Annotated in this window: 18 protein-coding genes and 1 tRNA gene; 4 read left to right on the top strand and 15 right to left on the bottom strand. The window is 67.8% G+C overall.

The window, feature by feature from the left end; translation table 11 throughout:
• Positions 1 to 42 precede the first annotated feature (42 nt).
• The 6 genes from mfd to ACOGW9_RS13805 form a co-directional block, all read right to left on the bottom strand.
• The gene (gene mfd / locus ACOGW9_RS13830) at positions 43 to 3,618 is read right to left on the bottom strand and encodes a transcription-repair coupling factor (RefSeq protein ID WP_419912212.1); all 3,576 of its coding nucleotides are present in this window, start codon (positions 3,616 to 3,618) and stop codon (positions 43 to 45) included.
• Positions 3,615 to 4,256 carry an aminoacyl-tRNA hydrolase gene (gene pth, locus ACOGW9_RS13825; RefSeq protein ID WP_419912210.1) on the bottom strand — a complete coding sequence of 214 codons (642 nt, stop codon included), beginning with the start codon at positions 4,254 to 4,256 and terminating at the stop codon, positions 3,615 to 3,617. Before pth ends, mfd begins: the two co-directional genes overlap by 4 nt.
• Positions 4,257 to 4,264: 8 nt before the next feature.
• The gene (locus tag ACOGW9_RS13820; protein WP_419912208.1) at positions 4,265 to 4,909 is read right to left on the bottom strand and encodes a 50S ribosomal protein L25; all 645 of its coding nucleotides are present in this window, start codon (positions 4,907 to 4,909) and stop codon (positions 4,265 to 4,267) included.
• Between the two features lie 58 nt (positions 4,910 to 4,967).
• Positions 4,968 to 5,951 carry a ribose-phosphate diphosphokinase gene (locus tag ACOGW9_RS13815; RefSeq protein WP_419912206.1) on the bottom strand — a complete coding sequence of 328 codons (984 nt, stop codon included), beginning with the start codon at positions 5,949 to 5,951 and terminating at the stop codon, positions 4,968 to 4,970.
• Positions 5,952 to 6,142: 191 nt separating this feature from the next.
• A complete protein-coding gene (locus tag ACOGW9_RS13810; RefSeq protein WP_419912204.1) occupies positions 6,143 to 6,907 on the bottom strand; it encodes an NTP transferase domain-containing protein in 765 nt (254 codons plus the stop codon).
• A 35-nt stretch (positions 6,908 to 6,942) separates the two neighbouring features.
• Positions 6,943 to 7,014: transfer RNA gene (locus tag ACOGW9_RS13805), tRNA-Gln, on the bottom strand.
• Positions 7,015 to 7,195: 181 nt separating this feature from the next.
• Here ACOGW9_RS13805 and ACOGW9_RS13800 point away from each other — a divergent pair.
• Entirely contained in the window at positions 7,196 to 7,291 is a 96-nt protein-coding gene (locus ACOGW9_RS13800; RefSeq protein ID WP_323671112.1) for a 30S ribosomal protein bS22, read from the top strand.
• 18 nt (positions 7,292 to 7,309) lie between these two features.
• Here the strand turns inward: ACOGW9_RS13800 and ACOGW9_RS13795 are convergent, their stop codons facing one another.
• From ACOGW9_RS13795 to ychF, 7 genes are all read right to left on the bottom strand, one after another.
• Positions 7,310 to 8,179 carry a 4-(cytidine 5'-diphospho)-2-C-methyl-D-erythritol kinase gene (locus ACOGW9_RS13795; protein ID WP_419912201.1) on the bottom strand — a complete coding sequence of 290 codons (870 nt, stop codon included), beginning with the start codon at positions 8,177 to 8,179 and terminating at the stop codon, positions 7,310 to 7,312.
• Between the two features lie 7 nt (positions 8,180 to 8,186).
• The gene (gene rsmA, locus ACOGW9_RS13790; RefSeq protein WP_419912199.1) at positions 8,187 to 9,035 is read right to left on the bottom strand and encodes a 16S rRNA (adenine(1518)-N(6)/adenine(1519)-N(6))-dimethyltransferase RsmA; all 849 of its coding nucleotides are present in this window, start codon (positions 9,033 to 9,035) and stop codon (positions 8,187 to 8,189) included.
• Entirely contained in the window at positions 9,032 to 9,820 is a 789-nt protein-coding gene (locus ACOGW9_RS13785) for a TatD family hydrolase (RefSeq protein WP_419912197.1), read from the bottom strand. The genes rsmA and ACOGW9_RS13785 overlap by 4 nt, the downstream gene beginning before the upstream one ends.
• A gap of 10 nt (positions 9,821 to 9,830) precedes the next feature.
• Positions 9,831 to 11,330, bottom strand: a complete 1,500-nt coding sequence (locus ACOGW9_RS13780) for a class I tRNA ligase family protein (RefSeq protein WP_419912195.1) — start codon at positions 11,328 to 11,330, stop codon at positions 9,831 to 9,833.
• A 92-nt stretch (positions 11,331 to 11,422) separates the two neighbouring features.
• Positions 11,423 to 12,271 carry a 16S rRNA (cytidine(1402)-2'-O)-methyltransferase gene (rsmI, locus tag ACOGW9_RS13775; protein ID WP_419912193.1) on the bottom strand — a complete coding sequence of 283 codons (849 nt, stop codon included), beginning with the start codon at positions 12,269 to 12,271 and terminating at the stop codon, positions 11,423 to 11,425.
• The gene (locus tag ACOGW9_RS13770) at positions 12,268 to 12,573 is read right to left on the bottom strand and encodes a DUF192 domain-containing protein (protein ID WP_419912191.1); all 306 of its coding nucleotides are present in this window, start codon (positions 12,571 to 12,573) and stop codon (positions 12,268 to 12,270) included. Before ACOGW9_RS13770 ends, rsmI begins: the two co-directional genes overlap by 4 nt.
• 32 nt (positions 12,574 to 12,605) lie before the next feature.
• A complete protein-coding gene (gene ychF, locus ACOGW9_RS13765) occupies positions 12,606 to 13,715 on the bottom strand; it encodes a redox-regulated ATPase YchF (RefSeq protein WP_419912189.1) in 1,110 nt (369 codons plus the stop codon).
• Between the two features lie 126 nt (positions 13,716 to 13,841).
• On the opposite strand from ychF, the gene ACOGW9_RS13760 reads away from it, so the two are divergent.
• The 3 genes from ACOGW9_RS13760 (at position 13,842) to ACOGW9_RS13750 (ending at position 16,953) form a co-directional block, all read left to right on the top strand.
• The gene (locus ACOGW9_RS13760) at positions 13,842 to 14,981 is read left to right on the top strand and encodes a CaiB/BaiF CoA transferase family protein (protein WP_419912187.1); all 1,140 of its coding nucleotides are present in this window, start codon (positions 13,842 to 13,844) and stop codon (positions 14,979 to 14,981) included.
• A 98-nt stretch (positions 14,982 to 15,079) separates the two neighbouring features.
• The gene (locus ACOGW9_RS13755; protein WP_419554825.1) at positions 15,080 to 15,166 is read left to right on the top strand and encodes a 50S ribosomal protein bL37; all 87 of its coding nucleotides are present in this window, start codon (positions 15,080 to 15,082) and stop codon (positions 15,164 to 15,166) included.
• A gap of 77 nt (positions 15,167 to 15,243) precedes the next feature.
• Positions 15,244 to 16,953, top strand: coding sequence for a polysaccharide deacetylase family protein (locus ACOGW9_RS13750; protein ID WP_419912185.1), 1,710 nt, complete (start codon positions 15,244 to 15,246; stop codon positions 16,951 to 16,953).
• A gap of 14 nt (positions 16,954 to 16,967) precedes the next feature.
• Here the strand turns inward: ACOGW9_RS13750 and ACOGW9_RS13745 are convergent, their stop codons facing one another.
• Positions 16,968 to 18,038: a DUF459 domain-containing protein gene (locus ACOGW9_RS13745; RefSeq protein WP_419912183.1), complete on the bottom strand. Its 1,071-nt coding sequence runs from the start codon at positions 18,036 to 18,038 to the stop codon at positions 16,968 to 16,970.
• Between the two features lie 90 nt (positions 18,039 to 18,128).
• Complete coding sequence (locus tag ACOGW9_RS13740) at positions 18,129 to 19,610, bottom strand: MBOAT family O-acyltransferase (protein WP_419912181.1); 1,482 nt, start codon at positions 19,608 to 19,610, stop codon at positions 18,129 to 18,131.
• Positions 19,611 to 19,646 lie beyond the last annotated feature (36 nt).

The following is a 19,646-nucleotide window of genomic DNA, read 5'->3' as shown; positions in this document are numbered from 1 at the left end:
CAGGCTAGGTGGTTGCCGCGTCGGCGGTGCTGACGCCCCTCATCATGAAGGGGGCCGCAGCTGCTGGCAGAACTCGAAGAGCTGCCCGACCGTGGCCGGCCTGAGCGCCCGCACCGACAGCTGCACCTCGTTCGAGTCGGCCTTGTAGCGGGCCGCCGTAAAGGGCGTGCCCGCACAGATGCGCTTCATGCGGAGCTCCTCGCTGGCAGTCAGCTCCAGCGGTCCCAGTCGCACCCTCCCGCCGTCGTGGCCGGGTGCGAATGCCAAAGTTCGCATGCCCAGCCGGTGGCACTCCGCGCGCAACAGCGCGATGTGCAGCAACGATTGAGCTTCGGCAGGCACTGGACCGTAGCGATCGATCCACTCGGCTTCGACGTCGGCCACTTCGACCAGTTCGGTCACCGCGCCGAGCCTGCGGTAGGCCTCCAAGCGTCCGGTCGCGTCGGCCACGTAGTCATCAGGCAGATGCGCTACGAGCGGAAGGTCGATGACGATCTCGGCCGGCTGTTCTAGCGTCTCACCGCTCAACTCGGCGACAGCCTCGCTGACCAGCTCGCAGTAGAGGTCGTAGCCGACCGCGGCGACGTGGCCGGACTGCACTCCGCTCAGCAGGTTTCCGGCGCCGCGCAGCTGCAGGTCTCGCATGGCGATGCGGTAACCCGAGCCCAGCTCGGTCGACTCTCCGATTGTCCGGAGGCGCTCGTAGGCCTCCTCGCTCAGCGACCGGCCCTCGGGGTGGAACAGGTACGCATACGCACGCTGGCCCGAGCGGCCCACCCGGCCGCGGATCTGGTGCAGCTGCCCCAAGCCGAGCAGATCGGCACGATCCACCACCAAGGTGTTGACGCTCGGCATGTCTATGCCCGACTCGATGATCGTCGTGCACACCAGCACGTCGTAGTTGCCCTCCCAGAAGTCGATCACGACCTGCTCGAGCGTGCCCTCGTCCATCTGTCCGTGCGCCACCGCAATTCGTGCTTCCGGCACCAGCGCAGCCAGCTCCGCTGCCACACGGTCGATGTCCGCGACCCGGTTGTGCACGAAGAACACCTGGCCCTCGCGCAGCAGCTCACGCCGGATCGCCTCGCTGACTGCGCGTTCGTCGTACGGACCGACGTGGGTGAGAATCGGCTGGCGCTCGGCGGGGGGTGTCTGCAGCAGCGACAGGTCCCGGATGCCGGTGAGCGCCATCTCGAGCGTGCGGGGAATGGGCGTGGCGGTCAGCGTGAGCACGTCCACCTCGGCGCGCAAGTGCTTGATGGACTCCTTGTGGCTGACGCCGAAGCGTTGCTCCTCGTCGACGACCAAGAGGCCCAGGTTCTTGAACTTAACGTCGCCTGACAGCAGGCGATGCGTGCCAATGACGACATCGGTGGTACCGTCGGCCAGCCCGGCGATCACGGAGCGCTGCTCTGCGGGCGTGAGGAACCGGCTGAGCACCTCGACGCGTACTGCGTGGTCGGCGTAACGCTCGGCGAACGTCTGGTGGTGCTGCTGGGCGAGCAGCGTTGTCGGCACCAATACCGCAGCCTGCTTGCCGGCGGTGACCGCGCAGAAGGCCGCGCGCACGGCCACCTCCGTCTTGCCGAAGCCGACATCGCCGCACACGAGGCGGTCCATCGGGACAGGCTCGGCCATGTCGGCCAGAACTTCGTCAATGGTGCGACGCTGATCCGGCGTGGGCGTGTAGGCGAAGCTGTCGGCCAGATCTGCCATGCCCCCTGCGTAAGGATCGAATGCGTTGCCCGCGGTGGTGATGCGCCGCTGGTACAGCACCACCAGCTCCTGGGCGATCTCGGAAACGGCAGCGCGCACCTTGGCCTTCTGCCGCTGGAAGTCGCTGCCGCCCATGCGGCTGAGGCGCGGGGTCTCGCCGCCTATGTAGGGACGGATGAAGTCGATCTGCTCGGTGGGCAGGTACAGCCGGTCGGTGCCGCGGAACTCCAACTCGAGGTAGTCGCGCTCGTCGTCGCCGAATGCCCGGCGAACCAGCCCCGCGTAGCGAGCGATGCCGTGATGATGATGGACGACAAAGTCGCCGATGCCGAGATCCTCGAACGTCGGCGTGAGAGCGGTTCGCCGGCGAGCGGCCCGGTGGACGCGGCTACGGCCGGTGAACTCGGCTTCGGGCAGCACAGCGACACCGGCGGCAGGCGCGATGAAGCCGCTCTCAAGCGGGGCGACCACGACCTGCCCGCCGGGCTGGGGAGCGAACGCCGCGCGGTCGCGGTGCAGGCGGAGGGGTACCTCCTCGGCACGGAGCGCATCGGCGAGACGTGCGGCGGAGCCTTCGCCTTCTGCGGCCACTATGACTATGGGTCGCTCCGCTCCTGGGCTGGGCCGCTCAGTGCCAGTCACGAGGCGACGGAGCTGCGCCACCAGCCGTGTGGGGTCGCCGGCTGCGGGTGTCCACAGTTCAGTGGCGATGCTGGAACCGGGGTCACCGGCGGCGGTCGGGGCCGCCGTCGAGTCGATCGACCAGACCGCTCCGTCAAAGCGTGAGAGCAGCCGGTCGAACGGGACGTGGAGCCGGGGGAGCCCGCCGAGAGGGGGATCTGATTGATGAGCCCCCTCGCCATCGTGCTGACCTTCGTCATCGCGCAGATCGGTGCTGTCGAAGTTGCGCAGACCCCACGTCACGGCAAGCGAGCGAGTCAGGTCATCGGTCTCCGCAGCGATGTCGGCCGCGCGGTCAGCCAGCCGCCGTGGCTCGTTCAGCAGCACCAACGCGCCCGAACCGAGCAGGTCCGGAAGCACGATCTCCTCGTCCGCGAGCCACGGAAGCCAGGACTCCATCCCGTCGAACAGCTCGCCGCGGGCGAGACGTTCCATGTGCTCACGGCACCATGGTTCGCTGATCGCCAGCTCACGCGCTCGGCGACGCATTGCAGCATCGGGACGCAATTCGCGCGCCGGCAGCAGGCGCGTCTGGTCGAGGTCGGCAACCGAGCGCTGATCGGACACCGAGAACTCCGTCAGGCGATCCACCTCGTCGCCCCACAGGTCGATGCGCACCGGTGCGTCCGCTGTCGGGCAGAAGACATCCACGATCCCGCCGCGCACGGCGAACTCGCCCCGGTGCTCCACCTGGTGCTCCCGCCGGTATCCCCACGCCACCAGTTGGGCCACCAGCTCGGTGAGGTCGCATCGGCCGCCCTTGGCCACCTCCAATGCGGTCATCCCGCCGGCGCAGGCCGCAGGGCTGAGCCGCTGGAGCAGCGACCGGATCGGGGCCACGATGACCTCGGGCAGGCCGGGACCCTGCGACGACGGCGATTGCAGTGCCGCCAGCACCGCCAACCGGCGACCCATCGTCTCGGTCGCCGGGCTCACTCGTTCAAATGGCAGGGTCTCCCACGCGGCGAACAGCGCCACCCGATCGGCGCCCAGCCACGTCGCGAGGTCGTCGGTCCAGCGCTCGGCCTCGTGGGCCGTCGCTGTCACGACGAGAATTGGTGCGCGCGCGCCCTGCGTCGCCAAGCCGGCTGCGACGAATGGACGGGCCCCCTCTGCGACGGCGATCGAGCCCGACGATCTTCCGAGCATCGAAATGAAGCCCGGGTCACGGTTGAGACGTTCGGTCAGCGCAAGCAGGGGCGCCGTTGGGGCTGGGCTCACGGCGATGAGCGGCCCCGACCGCGCCGACGGGCATTGGTGACGTTCATCGCCGCCTCGATACCGTCACGCACCAGCACCTCCAGCCCTGACACCGCTTGGTCGAGGGCCGCATCCACGAGCGGTTCCTCGTGACGGCTGGGCCGCTGCAATACCCACTTCTTGCCGGCATCGGGATGCGGCGGTTTGCCGATGCCGATGCGCATCCGCACGAAGTCCTGCGTGCCGAGCTGGGCGGCGATCGAGGCCAGCCCGTTGTGACCGGCGATCCCTCCGCCTGCCTTGAGGCGGACCTGACCTGGTTCGAGGTCGAGCTCGTCGTGCACCACGACGAGTTGGGCCGGCTCGACGATGCCCTGACGCTTCACCAGCACACCCACGCTGCGCCCGCTCTCGTTCATGAAGGTGGTCGGGCAGGCGAGTGCGATGCGCTGGCCACTCACCAGTGCGGTGCCCACCCGGGCGTATTCCCGCCGAGCCGCGGCCAGCTCGCAGCCCAATGCCGCCGCCCAGCGCTCCACCACTGCTGCGCCCGCGTTGTGGCGGCTGCCGGCGAAGCGCTCGGGGGGATTGCCCAGACCCACCACGAGCCAGTCTGCGGCTGTGCCCCGCCGCGCGGCCGCCCGGCGGAAGATGGACACCGGGGCGGTCAGTCCTCGTCTTGGGCGTCTTCGGCGTCGACTTCCTCGTCGTCTTCGAGGGTTTCGCCGTCCTCGCCGAGCTGCTCGGCTGCAACAGCGGCCCGGGTTCGCTGAGCGATCACCACGAGCGTGTCGCCGTCGAGCAGGCTCACCATGCCCTCGGGAAGCGTCATGTCGCTGACGCGGACCGGAGTCTCGAGTGACAGCTCCGACACGTCGACATCCAGGGCGGGAGGAATGGCACCAGCGGGCGATTCGACGTGCAGGGACATCAGCTGCTGCTGGGTGACAGCGCCCTGCCGGCCCGCGACCACAGGGTCGCCAACGAGCCGCACCGGCACATCGACGACGAGGCGCTCATCGAGGGAGACGAGCATGAAGTCGACGTGTGTCACGCGGTTCGCGATGGTGTCGCGCTGCATGTCCTTGACGATGGTGAGATGGTTCTTGCCCTCGACTTCGAGCGTGATGATCGCGTTCGGCCCGGCTGCGTTCAGCGCGGCCCGGAACCGCAGGCGATCCAACGTGAGCAGCACCGGTTCGGTGCCGTGGCCGTACATGACCGCAGGGATCTTGTCGTCAGCTCGCAGGCGCCGCGACGGGCCCGAGCCAGTGCGCGTGCGGCTGTGGGCGACGAGCTTCAGCTGTTCCATCGCGATTCCCTCACCGGTCGAGCGCCTGCACGTTGAGCGGCAGGCAAGCCTACGGGTCTCAGAAGAGGTTCTGGCCGTCGAAGATTTCCGACACTGACGCGTCCTCGAACACCGATTCGAGCGCGTCGGCGAACACCTCGGCGACGCTGAGCACCATGAGCTTGTCGAACTGCTTCGAGCTGGGAATCGGCACCGTATTGGTGACGATGACTTGGCTCAGCGAGGAGTTCTTCAGCCGATCGACGGCGGGCCCGGAGAACACGGCGTGTGTGCTGGCACACATCACGTCGGCAGCGCCTTGAGCGATCAGCGTCTCGGTGGCCGAGCAGATGGTGCCGGCAGTGTCGATCATGTCGTCGATGATCACGCAGGTACGTCCCGCCACCTCGCCCATGATCCCGAGCGCCTCAGAGGAGTTGGTGTCCTCGGTGGCGCGTCGCTTGTAGATGGATGCCACGTCGCAGCCCAGCCGGGTTGCGTAGCGCTCGGCCACCTTCACCCGGCCCGTGTCAGGCGAGACGATGACCGAATCGGGTCCCATGACGTTGGACAGGTACTTGATGAGCACCGGCGCAGCGGTGAGATGATCCACCGGTCCGTCAAAGAACCCTTGGATCTGGCCGCTGTGCAGATCGATCGACACCAGCCGCTCGGCCCCGGCCACAGTGAACAGGTCGGCCAGCAGGCGGGCAGTGATCGGCTCGCGGCCGGCCGCCTTGCGATCTTGGCGTGCGTAGCCGTACAGCGGCGCAACTGCGGTGATCCGCTTGGCCGATGCACGTCGCGCGGCGTCCACCATGATCAGCTGCTCCATGATTGCGTCGTTGATGCTCATGGTCTCGCTGGCGGCGTGACTCTGGATGACGAAGACGTCCCCGCCGCGAATGGACTCGGCGAACTTGCACTTGATCTCGCCGTTGGCGAAGTCGACCAAGCCTGGGTCACCTAGCTCCACGCCCAGCTGTGCAGCGATCTCCTGGGCCAATTCAGGATTCGCCCGGCCGCTGAACAGATGCAGGCGCTTCTTGGTGACCAGCTCCATCGCGTATTCCTTTCGAGACAGTCCAGGTGGCGACGCGCTCGACACTGTCGCGCCTTTCCCTCGCGCAGGCGGCTTGGCGGTGGGTTCAGGCGGCATATTTTGCAATCCGACGGCACTTCGAGACTACCCGACGGCACCCTGCGACCCCCGGAGTCCGGGCTGTGTCGAGGCCGTCATGGGGCGCCCCGGCTTCAGGACGGTGAGGGGCGAGCGGCCAAGACGGCTTCGCAGGCAGCGAGCTGAGCGGCATCATTCACGCCCATGGCCTCAGAGGGATCGTTCAGGGTCATCGCAGCGATGCTCTGGCCGCTGCGCGCCAGCAGGTCGATGGCATCGGTGAGGTAGTACTCCGATGCGGCATTGGTCGGGCGAAGCTGCGGGAGCACGTGACGGAGCTGGGCTAGGTCGAAGCAGTACACGCCGGCGTTGATCTCGTCGATCTGAGATTCCGCCGGTGAGGCATCGCGCTGCTCGACGATGGTGATCCCGCTGTCGCTGCGCACGATGCGCCCGTAGCCGGTCGGATCGTCGAGGCGGGCGGTCAGCAGGCTGGCCGCGGCACCGTCGCGGCGCCGGATGGCAACGATCCGGGTGAGGGTCTCGGGCCGCAGCAGCGGTGTGTCGCCTGGCAGCACCAGCACATCGCTCGCCTCCGGCACCTCGCCGAGGGCGTCGAGCCCCACGCGGGCAGCGTCGCCCGTGCCGAGCTGTTGCGGTTGGGTGGCGAAGATCAGCCGTTCCGGCTGGGGCGCGCCTGAGCGAACCTCCTTGCGCACCCGGTCCGCCTCGTGCCCGATGACCACGATGACCGGGCCTGCATCGGCTGCAGCAAGCGTGTCGAGCAGGCGCAGAACCATGGCGCGGCCAGCCACTGGGTGCAGCGGCTTGGGCAGGTCCGACGACATCCGGGTGCCAGCGCCTGCTGCCAGCACGATGGCAGCGCAGCGCGCGCTCATCGGCGCAGATCCGCGGCCAGCAAGCGACAGCAGGGTTCGGGGAGGAGGACTCGAACCTCCATTGCCGGGACCAAAACCCGATGTCCTACCAATTGAACGATCCCCGATCGCGCACGCCGCTGCGGCCGGCGTGGTTCGGGATCGAGGGTAGCGACCTCGCCACCAGCGACCCGCAGCGTTTTGGGGGCGCCCGATTGCGCCAGACTCCGATGCTGCCCAGAACTGTCAGCTTTCGCCGCTGCGGCACTCGTGCTGCACCGCCGCCGAGGCGATAGCGTTCACCGTCCGATGGGATCGCTGGTCAAAAAGCGCCGCAAGCGGATGCGCAAGAAGAAGCACCGCAAGATGCTGCGGCGCACGCGCTATCAGCGACGAAACCGCTGATTCTCCAGCATTTCTCGTCTACAGGCGGCCGATCGTTCGGGCCAGCGCGGCGCTGACGCCCTCGTGCGGGACCACGTCGGGTTGCATCGGGTAGGGGGCGGGGACGAACCAGGTGCCGCCGCTGCCTGCGAGCTGGGACATGCGCCCGGTGGCTGCCTCTAACTCGTCGCGCCACGCTGCGAGCTCGGGGTAGAGCGCCAATGCTGCTGGCTCGAGGTCGTTGGACTGCTCGCCCGCTGGAACGCTGAGCGCGTCCCATGTCCGGTACACCGCCGCGGTATCGACCCCGATCGGCGGTGTCCACAGCACGAAGGACTGCTCCCGGAACGGGAGCGAATCGACGATCTCGCCGATTCCGGTGACGCGAGCGCGCCCGCCAACGAGGCAGAACGCGACGTCTGCACCCAGCGTTGCCGCCTGCTGCGGGGTGACATACGTGGGGGCTTGCGCGTGAAGCTGCGAGCCGGTGGCTGCCCCGTCAGCAGTCTCCGCGGCAGTCATCCGATTCGCCCAACGGAGCACTGCGGCTGCGTCGGCCGATCCCCCGCCGAGGCCGGCACCGGGCGGGATTCGCTTGCGGATCTCGACATGGGCCGTCCTGCCGGCAAGCTCCAGCGCCCGCATCACCAGATTCGACCCGTCAGTGGGGATGTCCCAGTCGGCAGCAGTGACGGCTCCCCCGCGCGCGACGGGCGTCGGCACGATCGCGACCGAGGGCTGCGAGCTGGGGTGCACGATGATCTCGTCACACAGGTTGAGCGTCACCATCTCGGCGTCGATGGAGTGATAGCCGTCGGACCGGGTGCCGGTGATGCGCAGCGACAGCGTCAGCTTGGCTGGCGCCAGCAACCGCACCGGCTCGGTGCGTGCAGATTCCCCGGTCGCCAAAGCGGACTCAGCCCCTCGCCCGAGCTGCGAGAGAGACCTCGGCAAGCCTGACCCACTGGTCGAGTCCGAGCCGTTCGGGGCGGTCGGTCGGATCCACGCCGGCTGCTTCGAGCATGCGGTCGGCGTCACCGACGGCATCTCGCAACGTGCGGCGGAGCATCTGGCGGCGGCGCGCGAACGCGGTCGTGACCAAGCGGTCGATCTCGTCTCGCAGGACTGGTTCGATCGGTGGTGCCCGCCGTGTGATCCGCACCAGCGCAGAGTCCACCTCGGGGCGGGGATAGAACACGGTGTCGGGCACTGCACCAGCGAGCTCGGCGCACGCGTGGGTGGCGACACGCACCGAGACGGCCCCGTAGGAACCGCCCCCGGGAGATGCCGCCAGCCGCTCTGCTGCCTCCCGCTGGCACATCACCAGCAGGTCGGCTACGGCCGGTACGTCATCGAGCACGGTGAGAACCAGCGACGTGGCGAGGTTGTAGGGAAGGTTGGCCACGAGGTGCCAGCCAGCGCCCTCCAGCAGCGCGTCCCAGTCCAAGCTCCGGGCATCCGCGTGCACCACCTTCACCGCCTCACCGCACGGATCGGTCATCTCCCGCAGCAGCGGCACGAGGTGACCGTCGGTCTCCACTGCCACCACTTGGGCACCGGTCTCAGCCAACGCCAGCGTCAACGAACCCAGCCCTGCGCCGATCTCAACGACGCGGTCGCCCGGGCCGATGTCCGCAAGCCGTGCGATGCGGCGGACCGTGTTCGGATCGACCACAAAGTTCTGACCGAGGCTGCGGCGGGGTGCGGTGCCTGCTCGTTCCAGCAGCTCCTTGGTGGCGGGCAGGGTCAGCAGCCGGCCGGTCATGAAGCTTCGGGCTCACCCAGTCCGAAGATGCGCACGGCGTTGGTAGTCGTCTCCGCCGCAACCTGGCTCGCCGGGACGCCGCGTGCCGCCGCGACCGCCTCGCCCACGAAGCGCACCCAGCTCGGCCGGTTCTGCTTGCCCCGCTTGGGCACCGGCGCCAGGTAGGGCGCGTCGGTCTCGACCAGGTAGCGGTCGGCGGGAACGAGCGCTGCGGCATCGCGTATCTCGGCTGCGTTGCGGAATGACACGATCCCGCTGAATGACACCGAGGCGCCCCGGTCAAGCGCTGCACGCGCCTCATCGGGCCCGCCGGTGAAGCAGTGGAACACCGTGCCGGGGGGCACGCCCTCTGCATCGAGCACGTCGAAGGTGTCTTCCCAGGCATCCCGGCTGTGAATCACCAGGGCCAGCTCATAGCGGTGCGCCATGGCGATCTGGGCGGCGAATGCCGCGCGCTGGGCGCCACGATCGGAGTGCTCGTAGTAGTAGTCGAGCCCGCATTCGCCGATCGCGACCGGGGTCTCGCCCGCGGCAATCAGCTGCTCGAGGGCATCAAGGGCAGCCGGGCCTTCGTCTGCGTCGTGAGGATGCAGCCCGATCGTTGCCGCCACACCGGGCAGGGTGCGAGCCCGCTCCAGCGCAGCAATGCTGTGTTCGACGTCAGTGCCGATGTCGACAATCCACGCCACGCCGTCCTGGTGGGCCTCGGCGACCAGCTCGGCTCCCCCATTCCAAAGATGACAATGACTGTCCACCCAGATCTCGGGTTGCGGTGCTGAGTTCATCGCTGCGAGGTCACTTCAGGCGGGGATACAGGGGCTCGCCGGTCGACACCGGCAGGCCGCCGGGGTAGCCGCCCCAGGTCGCAGCTTCAGGCAGTCGCTGATCCGCAACCGAGCCCTCCATGCCGATGCGCCGCCACACCTCGTCGCAGCCCCTCGGCGTGGCCACCGATGCGAGCACTGCCACGATGCGCAGCGCCTCGAGTGCATCGCCCAGCACGGCGTCGGTCTCGGGGCCCGGATCGGCCTTCCACGGCTCGGCGGCCTCAAGCATCGCGTTGGTCTCGCGGATGATCCGCCACGTCGCGTCCAGGGCTTCCGAGGGCGCCAGACGCTTCCAGGCATCGGCGGTCTCGGCAACGCTCTCGGCTACCGCGCCGGTCAGCGGGCTGTCGGGACGGGGCGCGGGCCCGATGCCGTCGCACTTGCGGCTGACCACGGTGGCGACCCGGCTCATGAGGTTGCCCAGATTGTTGGCCAGGTCGGCGTTGTAGCGGGCAACCATCCCCTCATAAGAGAAGTCCCCGTCGGGGCCGAAGGGCTGATCGTGCAGGAAGTGGTGCCGCACGCCGTCGCTGCCGAAGTCGTCCACCAGGTCGCCGGGGGCGATCTGGTTGAGCGCCGACTTCGCCATCTTCTCGCCGCCGACGAGCAAGAAGCCGTGCACGTGGACCCGGCGGGGCGGCAGCACGCCACCGCTCATCAGCATCGCCGGCCAGTACACGCAATGGAAGCGGAGGATGTCCTTGCCGATCAGGTGCACACCCGGCCAGCGATGCGCGAACTGGGCGTCGTCGCTGGCGTAACCAGCAGCGGTGATGTAGTTGGTGAGCGCGTCGAACCAGACATAGGTGACATGTCTCGGGTCCCACGGGATGGGGATGCCCCAGTCCAGCGACGTACGGCTGATCGAGAAGTCCTGCAGCCCGCTGCGGATGAACCCCAGCGCCTCGTTGCGCTTGGTCGCCGGGACGACGAAGTCTGGATGCGCTTCGTACCAGTCCAGCAGGGGCTTCTCGTAGCGGCTGAGCGAGAAGAAGTAGTTCTCCTCTGAGACGTGCTCGACCGGTCGGCGGTGGATGGGGCACATGCCGTCGTCGAGGTCGTCCTCGGTGTAGTAGGCCTCGCAGCTCACGCAGTACAGGCCCTCGTAGGTCTGCAGGGTGATGTCGCCGTTGTCGTAGCAGGCCTGCAGCAGTTGCTGGACAGAGTGGTGATGGCGGGGCTCGCTGGTGCGGATGAAGTCGTCGTTGGCGATATCGAGCTGCTGCCACGCCTCCCGGAAGCGCACGACGGTGCGGTCGGCCCACTCGATGGGAGTGCAGCCGTTCTGCTCTGCGGCCCGCTGGACCTTGAGGCCGTGCTCGTCGGTGCCGGTCAGGAACATGACGTCGTCGCCGCACAGACGATTCCAGCGAGCGATCGCGTCAGCGGTGATCGTCGTGTACGCGTGCCCGATGTGGGGGGCGTCGTTGACGTAGTAGATCGGCGTCGTGACGTAGTAGGAGGCCACGTCAGCAGGGTAGTGAGGAGCAGCGCGACCGCCCGTTGAATTCCGGCGCCCACTTCACCGCTATGTGATCTGTGCCTCTGCCGTGCAGGCTCTTACGTGTCGGGGGACTGGGCCAGCGTCGTGGAGATGGGGTAGGTGCGGTTGCGGCCGATACCGAGTCGATTCGCCACGGTGGTTGCTGCGTCGCGGGGGCTGGCGCCGGCTGCGAGTTCTCGGTGGAGATCGGCTCGAATCTGCTCGTCAGATGGGGGGTGGGAGGTCGCAGGGCTGAGAACTACGACGATCTCTCCCTTGGGCGGTTCGGCGAACTGAGCCGCCAACTCGGCGACCGTGCCGCGTACCACCTCTTCGTGGAGCTTGGTGAGTTCGCGGACGACGACTGCCTGACGGTCGGCGCCGCAGGCTTCGGCCAGGTCTTCGAGCGTGGCGCCGAGGCGCTTGGGTGATTCCAGCAGGACGACGGTTCGCTGTTCGGCGGCGATCTCGTCGAGTCGTCGATTGCGGGCCTTTCCCTTGCGGGGCAGGAACCCTTCCATGACCCAGCGATCCGTCGGCAGACCTGAGACAGCCAACGCCGTCACCGGTGCCGACGGCCCTGGAACGGCGCTGACGCCGATGCCTGCTGCTGCTGCCGCCGCGACCAGCCGCTGCCCGGGATCGGAAACGGCTGGCATGCCCGCGTCCGTGATGTACGCGGCGGTCTCCCCCGCCGTCAGGCGTTGCACGATCTCTGCGGCGATGGCGGCCTCGTTGTGCTCGTGCATCACCACCAGCGGCCGCGGTCCGACACCCAGCCGCTGCAGCAGCAGGCCGGTGCGGCGGGTGTCCTCGCAGGCCACGAACGACACCGTCGCCAGCACCTCGACCGCCCGCGGGGCGATGTCAGCAAGGTTGCCGATAGGCGTGGCAACCAGCCACAGCCGATTCTCCGTCTCGCTCATGCGTCGAGCCGGACATCGAGAGTGTCGCCCACGGCCAAGCCCCAGCGTTCGCATGCGCCGGCGCGGGATTCGATGACCGAACGGGCGGCCAAGCGGGGACGGCCGATCCGCCCGGGCGGCATCGTCACGATGTCGATCACGCGACGATGCGCATCGAGGTACGCCACGTCGATGGCGAATCTCATCCCGATGGTGTGCACACAACGGCACCGCTCGATCAGCAGCGCCCCGGTCAGGTCGTCTCGCCCGAGCAGGCCACGCCGGCGTTCAGAGCGGGTACGAGCAACCTCAAGGCTTGCCACCACTCGTTCCCCGCAGGCCAGCCAGGGCATGGCTACACGTTGAAGCGGAACTCCACGACGTCGCCATCGCGCATCGGATAGTCCTTCCCCTCGACTCGCAGGCGGCCGGCGTCCCGCGCGGCAGACCATGAGCCTAAATCCAGCAGTTCGGCCCAGTCGATCACCTCGGCTCGGATGAAGCCGCGTTCGAAGTCGGTGTGGATGCGTCCAGCGCACTGCGGCGCCCGCCATCCGGCCCGGAACGTCCAGGCCCGGGATTCCTTCTCGCCCGTGGTGAGGAACGTGTGCAGGCCCAACAGGCCGTGCGCAGCAGCCACGAAGCGCTCCAGCGCGCCCTCCCCGAGACCGAGTCCTTCGAGCAGTTCGGCTCGTTCGGCACCCGCGAGCTGTGCAGCTTCAGCTTCGAGCTGCACGCACAGCGGCAGCACCGTTGCACCCGGCAGCTCGGCCTCGATGGGCTCTGCCAGCTCCGCCGCCGCATCGAGCTGGTCCTCGCCGAGGTTGAGCACTGCCATGACCGGCTTGTCGGTCAGCAGGAAGTGGCTCCGCAGCGCGGCGCGGTGCGGATATTCGTCAGGCCCATCGGACACTGCGCCGAGCGGCCACGCCCGGTACAGCGGCGTTCCCGCCGCCAAGTGTTCGAGCGCGGCGTCGAGTGCCGCTACCTCGTCGGCGAGTGCTGTGTCAGACGGCTGGCTGCGCGCCGCTTTGCGCCGGCGGTCGATCCGGGATTCCACCGACTCCAGATCAGCCAGTGTCAGCTCGGTCTCGACGATGCGCAAGTGTTCGAGCGGGTCGGCGGGGCCGGGCACGTCGGGATCGCCGAAGGCGCGCAGCACAAACACGATCGCATCCACCTCGCGGATGCCCGCCAGGAACCGGTTGCCCAATCCCTCGCCCTTGCTGGCGCCCTCCACGAGTCCGCCGATGTCGATGAACTCCGTGGTGGTGGGCACCACCTTGCGGCTGGCACTCATCTCGGCAAGCGCATCGAGCCGGGCGTCGGGCACCCGAGCCACGCCGACATTCGGATCGGTGGTGGCAAAGGCATACGGTGCCGCCAGTGCCCCGCCGCCGGCAAGCGAATTGAACAGCGACGATTTCCCCGCGTTGGGCAGGCCCACGAACCCAAAGCGCTCCATCGCCGGGCGAGGCTAATGAGTGCACCGCCGGGTGCTGACGGCCCTCCCGGGCGGTACCGAGCGCCGCGTGCAAGACTTCGCCCCCTCGGGTACGCGCCCGAGGCATCCATTGACGGGGAGGAACCCATGGGACCGTTGCAAGGACTCAAGGTGATCGAGTTGGCCGGCATCGGCCCTGGACCGTTCTGCGCGATGCTGCTCGCCGACCTCGGCGCCGACGTCGTTCGCATCGACCGCATGGCTCCCGAGGACTTGGGCATCGATCGGGGGCGCAAGTTCAACGTGCTCAACCGCGGCCGCCGCTCGGTGGCAGTTGACCTCAAGTCGCCCGACGGCGTCGAGACCGTGCTGAAGCTGGTCTCCCAAGCCGACGCGCTGATCGAGGGCTTCCGCCCCGGCGTGACCGAACGGCTGGGCCTAGGGCCCGACGACTGCCTCGCGCGCAACCCCAAGCTGGTGTACGGGCGCATGACCGGATGGGGCCAGGAAGGCCCGCTCTCGCACGCGGCCGGCCACGACATCAACTACATCGCCCTCACCGGTGCGCTGCATGCCATCGGCCCCTCGGAGGCACCGAGCCCGCCGCTCAACCTGGTGGGCGACTTCGGCGGCGGCGGCATGTACTTGGCGTTCGGCGTGTGCGCGGCGCTGCTCGAAGCGCGCGCTTCGGGCGAGGGCCAGGTGGTAGACGCAGCCATGACCGAAGGTGCGGCGTCGCTGATGGCGGCGATCTACGGCATCTACGGCTCGGGCGGCTGGACGGACGAGCGCGAATCCAACTTCCTCGACGGCGGCGCCTACTACTACGGCGTGTACGAGACATCGGACGGCAAGTTCGTGTCAGTGGGGTCCATCGAGGGCAAGTTCCACGACGAGCTGCTCGAAAAGACCGGCCTAGCCGACGCTCCCACCGTGGACCGCAACGACCGGGACGCATGGGCGGACAAGCGGGCGCGCTTGGCAGAGGTCATCAAGACCAAGACCCGCGACGAGTGGGACGAGATCATGGCCGGCTCCGACGTGTGCTACGCACCGGTGCTGGACCTGTCCGAAGCGCCGCATCATCCCCACAACGTCGCCCGGGGCAGTTTCGTGGAGGTCGAGGGCGTCATGCAGCCGGCACCCGCGCCCCGCTTCAGCCGCACCCCCGGCGAGGTCGCCCGGCCGCCCGCAGCCCCCGGCGAGAACACCGACGAGGTGCTCGCCGACTGGGGATTCGACGCCGACGACATCGAGAAGCTGCATGAGGTGGGCGCCGTCGGCTGAGCCCAGGGCCCGAGCGGCCCGTGAGCGCAGCGAACAAGAGCGGAAGACAAAGGCGATACGACCGGATGCCGGCACTGCCTCGGTAGCCTGCAACGCCTATGTCGAAGCGCACCAAGAAGCGGAAGCTCCGGGCGCGCCGCAGCAAGGCCAACCACGGCAAGCGCCCCAACTGCGGCCGCGGCTAGGCCCTGCCGCGCGCTGCTGGCCGGGCGGCACTCAATCGACTCATCGCACGCTGCTGCATCGGTCATGATCAGTGGCAATGGATCGATTTCGCGGGCGCACGTCGATCATCGTCCTGATCCTGTTTGCGCTGCTGAGCAGCGCATGCGACAACCAACCCCCGAGCGACGCAGCACCGACTACCGCAGCGCCCTATGTCATCGAGACCGCTGTCGCGCCGCCGGCCACGACTTCAGATGATCCGCCGTCCACTTCGGCAGGTGCTGCGCCGACCGCGGCTCCAGCGACGACACAGCCCGCCACAGTGTCCCCCTCGAGCGGAGCATTGGACGGCACCGACGCTGCAGACGAGGAGGCCGACGATCCACCGCCCGGTGAGCCTGATTCGGAATCCAATCAGACCGACGCCAAGATGCATGAAGAGGAACAGATCGCGACTGCCGTTGAGATCTCGCTCGCCGCGTCGTTCCCGGATCGCGCATTCTCGCTGCAGCCAGAGACTGCGAGGGGCGACCTGGACGACGACGGCATTGATGATTACGTCCTGCATGTCATCGAGGAGACATCAGGCTTGCCGCCAACTAACTGGCTGGTCCCCGCTGTCGACGTAGGCGGAGCCTTCCGTCTGGGAGATCTGATCGAGCTCGGTCAGCGCATCATCGTCGAGACGGTCGACATCCAGGGCGGCGACATCGAGATATCGCTCTTTGATCGCTCACCGTATGAGCAGCCGACGGTCATCACGAGGCGAACGACCTTGACCGTCAGCATGGATGACGCCGGTGACGCAGTCACCGCTGTCCGCGTCGAACCGGTCCGCAACGTGCCATCGCTGCAGATCGCCCGGTTGCCCACGCCCGCCCGGTTTGAGCTCGACGGCATCGGTACCGCAATGTCGGATCGAATCGGGCTGCGCGAACGGCATCCCTTCCTCGTTCACGCCGCCGAGGGCGATGTCGTGGTGGCGACGCTCGACGCGCCAGCTGGCGTCTGGCTGGAAGCTCGTCTCGACGACATCGTGCTGGTGCCCATCGCCGAAGAGACCCAACGGTTCGCGAGCCGCATGCCTGCGGGCGGAGCTTGGAGCATCACTGTCGCCTCCTCGCTCATCGAGAGGGCGAGCTACCGGCTCTCGATCGAGGTCTTCGGGGCCGAACTCAGCGAGCGGATTGCGACTCGTGACCTCAACGGCTTCTGGTCGGGGACCCCGATCTCTCCGCCACCCGTGCCCGACGACGGCCCAGTCGTCTACCTGACCTTCGATGACGGTCCGCATCCGACCTATACGCCGCAGGTGCTCGACGTGCTGGCGCGTCACGGTGTTCAAGCGACGTTCTTCGTGGTGGGGTACTTGGCGGAGAAGTACCCGCTGCTGATCCAGCGGATCGCACATGAGGGCCACACTCTGGCCAACCACTCCTGGCAGCACGAGTCGCTCGCCCGCGTGTCGCAGGCGGCCTTCGACCGCTCCATCGGGCGCACGCAGGATGTCTTGGGACCGCTCGCCACGCCCTGCCTTCGACCGCCGTATTGGGCCGTCGGCACATATACCCAGCAGTGGGCTGCCGACTTCGGCCTGAAGCTGATCAGCTGGTCGTACAGCCCGCGAGACTGGCTAGGACCGTCGGCGAGGACGATCGCAAACGGCCTCGTCAACCGTTCGAAGCCGGGCGCCGTGATCCTGCTGCACGACGGCGGCGGGCATCGCTCGACAACCGTCCGCGGTCTCGACATGGCCCTCGAACGACTGGCTGATTCCGGTCTCGAGTTCAAGGCGATCTGCCGCTGAGCCGCAGCGTCAGTTCACGATGCGGCGCCCGAGCTCAAGTCGACCATCTCGCCGAGCTCGTCGAGCAGGAGCTGCGACAGCCACTGCCCGCCGATCGTGCTGAGGTGGACCCCGTCGGTGAGGCGCACATCGGTGCGCTGACCCGCCTCGTCGATCACGTAGCGGCTGAAACCGCCGTCGGGCCCGCGGAAGAGGTTCCGTGTGTCGACGTAACGGACACGTTCACGCGTGGCCGCCTCGGCCGCATAGATCTTGTTCAGCTCAACCATCTTGTGGTCAAAGTCGGGGTCGCGCATGATCGGCTGCCCGACCCAGATGAGGATGCGATCGGGGTCTGTCGTGACCAGATCCATCATGTGCCCGACGCGAGCTGAGTACTCGCGCACCCAGCCGTCCGAGAATGGGCGGGCAATCTGGCCGTCCACGACGAGCGCCTGCGCGTCGTTGCCGCCGTACATCAACACCACCGCATCGGGATCGTCGGTTGTCATGACCTCGACAATCCGCGCCGGCCAGTCATAGAAGTCGGGGCGGGTGAGGCCGCTGGAGAGCTGGTGCTCGGTCGCGGCATCGATGACACCGGTCTGGTTGGCCAGCGAGACCATCGTGTCGCCGAAGAACCTGACCATCGAATCGCCGATCACGGCAAGGCGCAGCGGATTGTCCGGTGTGGGGACGGCCGCCTGTGTCGGCTCACCAGTGGCGTCGATCACGGCCACGGTGTCTGGAGTGGTTGCTGGGGCGCCGGTTGCGTCCCCGTCGGCGCCGGTCTCGGCGACCACGATTCCCCCAGCTGCCCCGGGGTCGGCCGGTGCCGGAGTCTCAGCGGTGACACTGTCTGACCCGGCCTGCGTGCCACCCGGGTCCGTCACGGTGCGGCCCAGGGCCTCGTCCGCCCACAGACGGGGCAGGTGAAGCCCCACGGCACTCGATGCACTTTCGACAGGCTCCCAGACCGCGACCGACCCATCGCGCTCCCAGCCGAACGGCTTCTGGGAAGCCTCGCGCAACAGCTGCTGGGCGTTGAGTGCGATCGCCAGCACCAGCCCGAACGCACCGGCCGCAAGCACCCTGCCGGCAGCCACACCGCGACGGCGGTCCGTCGCGTCGAGCCGCGGCTGGTCCCCAGAGGGTCCGGATCGCTGATCAGCAGGAACGTGTGAGGCCGGCATGACTCAGAACTGGAAGTAGATGAACGGGGCCACGCCCGTCGGGCCAAGCACGTCTATTGCCACCAGGGACAGCCCCACCACAGCGCCCTGGCTCACCCAGCCCAGGCTGGCAAAACCATCGCGGAGCTGTTCGAACCAGTCCGAAGGCATGAATTGGAAGGCCAGTGCTCCGAACGTCACCGCGATGACGAGCGGTGTCGCAGTTCCGGCGTAGTTGCCGAAGTTGGCAACGGCACCGAGCATCTCCATTGCCGCCGACAGCGACTCGGAGCGGAAGAACACCCACGCCAGGCACACCACGTGGAACGTGACCAGCCAGCGCACCGTCTCGCCGATGCCCGACGGCAGCAGCGGGCTCATTCCGGTGCGCTCGCGGTGCTCGCGCAGCAGCCGCTCGACCGCCAGAACGACGCCGTGGATGCCGCCCCAGATCACGAAGTTCCATGTGCTGCCGTGCCAGAGGCCGCCGAGCAACATGACAATCATGAGATTGCGGTAGGTGTTGGCGCGGCCGCGCCGGTTGCCTCCCAGCGGCACGTACAGGTAGTCGCGCAGCCACCGCGACAGCGTCATGTGCCAACGCCGCCAGAAGTCCTGCAGGGAGACAGCTCGGTACGGGTTGTCAAAGTTCTGCGGGAAGCGAAAGCCCAGCAGCAACGCCACGCCGATCGCGATGTCGGTGTAGCCCGAGAAGTCGGCGTAGATCTGGACGGCGTAGGCGTACACAGCCAGCACGACTTCCAGACCGCTGTGCGCTGAGGGATCGGCGAAGACGCCGTCCACAATCTCGCTTGCGAGGAAGCTTGAGATGACGACCTTCTTGAACAGGCCATTCAGAATGAGGCCGAATGCCTCGGCCGCCGGCACGTAGCGGGGGTCGGGACGGGCGGCGAGCTGCGGGGCCATCTCCGCGGCCCGCACGATCGGGCCTGCCACCAACTGGGGGAAGAACGACAGGTAGACAGCGAAGTCCAGCGGTGCCATCTCGCGGACTCGGCCCCGGCCGATGTCGATGATGTAGCTCATCGCCTGGAACGTGTAGAAGGAGATGCCGACCGGCAACGTGTACTCCAGCACCGGCAGCGCTCCTGAGATGCCGAGGCTGTCGAGCAGGTTCGACATCTCGACAGCGAAGAAGTCCCAGTACTTGAAGACGCCGAGAATGCCGAGATTGGCTGCCACACCAGCCCGGATCCACCAGCGTCTCCGGTGGTCGGAGTTCGTAGCCCCCTGTTCTGATGCCCGCAGCGCAGCTGCGGCCGGGCTTGATTCCCGCAGCGCAGCTGCGGCGAAGTGCCCGACGACCCAGTTGATGACGATGGTCGCCAGCAGCAGGAACACGAAGCGCCAGCTCCACCAGCCGTAGAACACGATGCTGGCGGTGAGCATCAGCGGCTTCCACAGCGCCGGATGCGGCCGGGTCAGCCAGTTCACGACGAAGACGATGACGAAGAACGCTCCGAAGACGAACGTCGGGAACAGCATGCCGGGCCGAACATACTGGCGCTCCCACTGCCCGGC

It is taken from the genome of Candidatus Poriferisodalis sp. (genome assembly GCF_965203655.1).
GTDB lineage: Bacteria > Actinomycetota > Acidimicrobiia > Acidimicrobiales > Poriferisodalaceae > Poriferisodalis.
The sequence above is the reverse complement of the archived record's forward strand: the minus strand, read 5'-3'. Positions and strand labels throughout refer to the sequence as shown.

What these genes read in the sequence shown, in the direction of transcription:
- ACOGW9_RS13750 (WP_419912185.1), top strand. Translation starts at nt 15,244, where the DNA reads ATGGATCGATTTCGCGGGCGCACGTCGATCATCGTCCTGATCCTGTTT.
- ACOGW9_RS13810 (WP_419912204.1), bottom strand. Translation starts at nt 6,907, where the DNA reads ATGAGCGCGCGCTGCGCTGCCATCGTGCTGGCAGCAGGCGCTGGCACC.
- rsmA (WP_419912199.1), bottom strand. Translation starts at nt 9,035, where the DNA reads ATGACCGGCCGGCTGCTGACCCTGCCCGCCACCAAGGAGCTGCTGGAA.
- ACOGW9_RS13740 (WP_419912181.1), bottom strand. Translation starts at nt 19,610, where the DNA reads ATGCTGTTCCCGACGTTCGTCTTCGGAGCGTTCTTCGTCATCGTCTTC.
- ACOGW9_RS13785 (WP_419912197.1), bottom strand. Translation starts at nt 9,820, where the DNA reads ATGAACTCAGCACCGCAACCCGAGATCTGGGTGGACAGTCATTGTCAT.
- ychF (WP_419912189.1), bottom strand. Translation starts at nt 13,715, where the DNA reads ATGGAGCGCTTTGGGTTCGTGGGCCTGCCCAACGCGGGGAAATCGTCG.
- ACOGW9_RS13760 (WP_419912187.1), top strand. Translation starts at nt 13,842, where the DNA reads ATGGGACCGTTGCAAGGACTCAAGGTGATCGAGTTGGCCGGCATCGGC.
- ACOGW9_RS13820 (WP_419912208.1), bottom strand. Translation starts at nt 4,909, where the DNA reads ATGGAACAGCTGAAGCTCGTCGCCCACAGCCGCACGCGCACTGGCTCG.
- ACOGW9_RS13815 (WP_419912206.1), bottom strand. Translation starts at nt 5,951, where the DNA reads ATGGAGCTGGTCACCAAGAAGCGCCTGCATCTGTTCAGCGGCCGGGCG.
- ACOGW9_RS13755 (WP_419554825.1), top strand. Translation starts at nt 15,080, where the DNA reads ATGTCGAAGCGCACCAAGAAGCGGAAGCTCCGGGCGCGCCGCAGCAAG.
- rsmI (WP_419912193.1), bottom strand. Translation starts at nt 12,271, where the DNA reads ATGAGCGAGACGGAGAATCGGCTGTGGCTGGTTGCCACGCCTATCGGC.
- ACOGW9_RS13800 (WP_323671112.1), top strand. Translation starts at nt 7,196, where the DNA reads ATGGGATCGCTGGTCAAAAAGCGCCGCAAGCGGATGCGCAAGAAGAAG.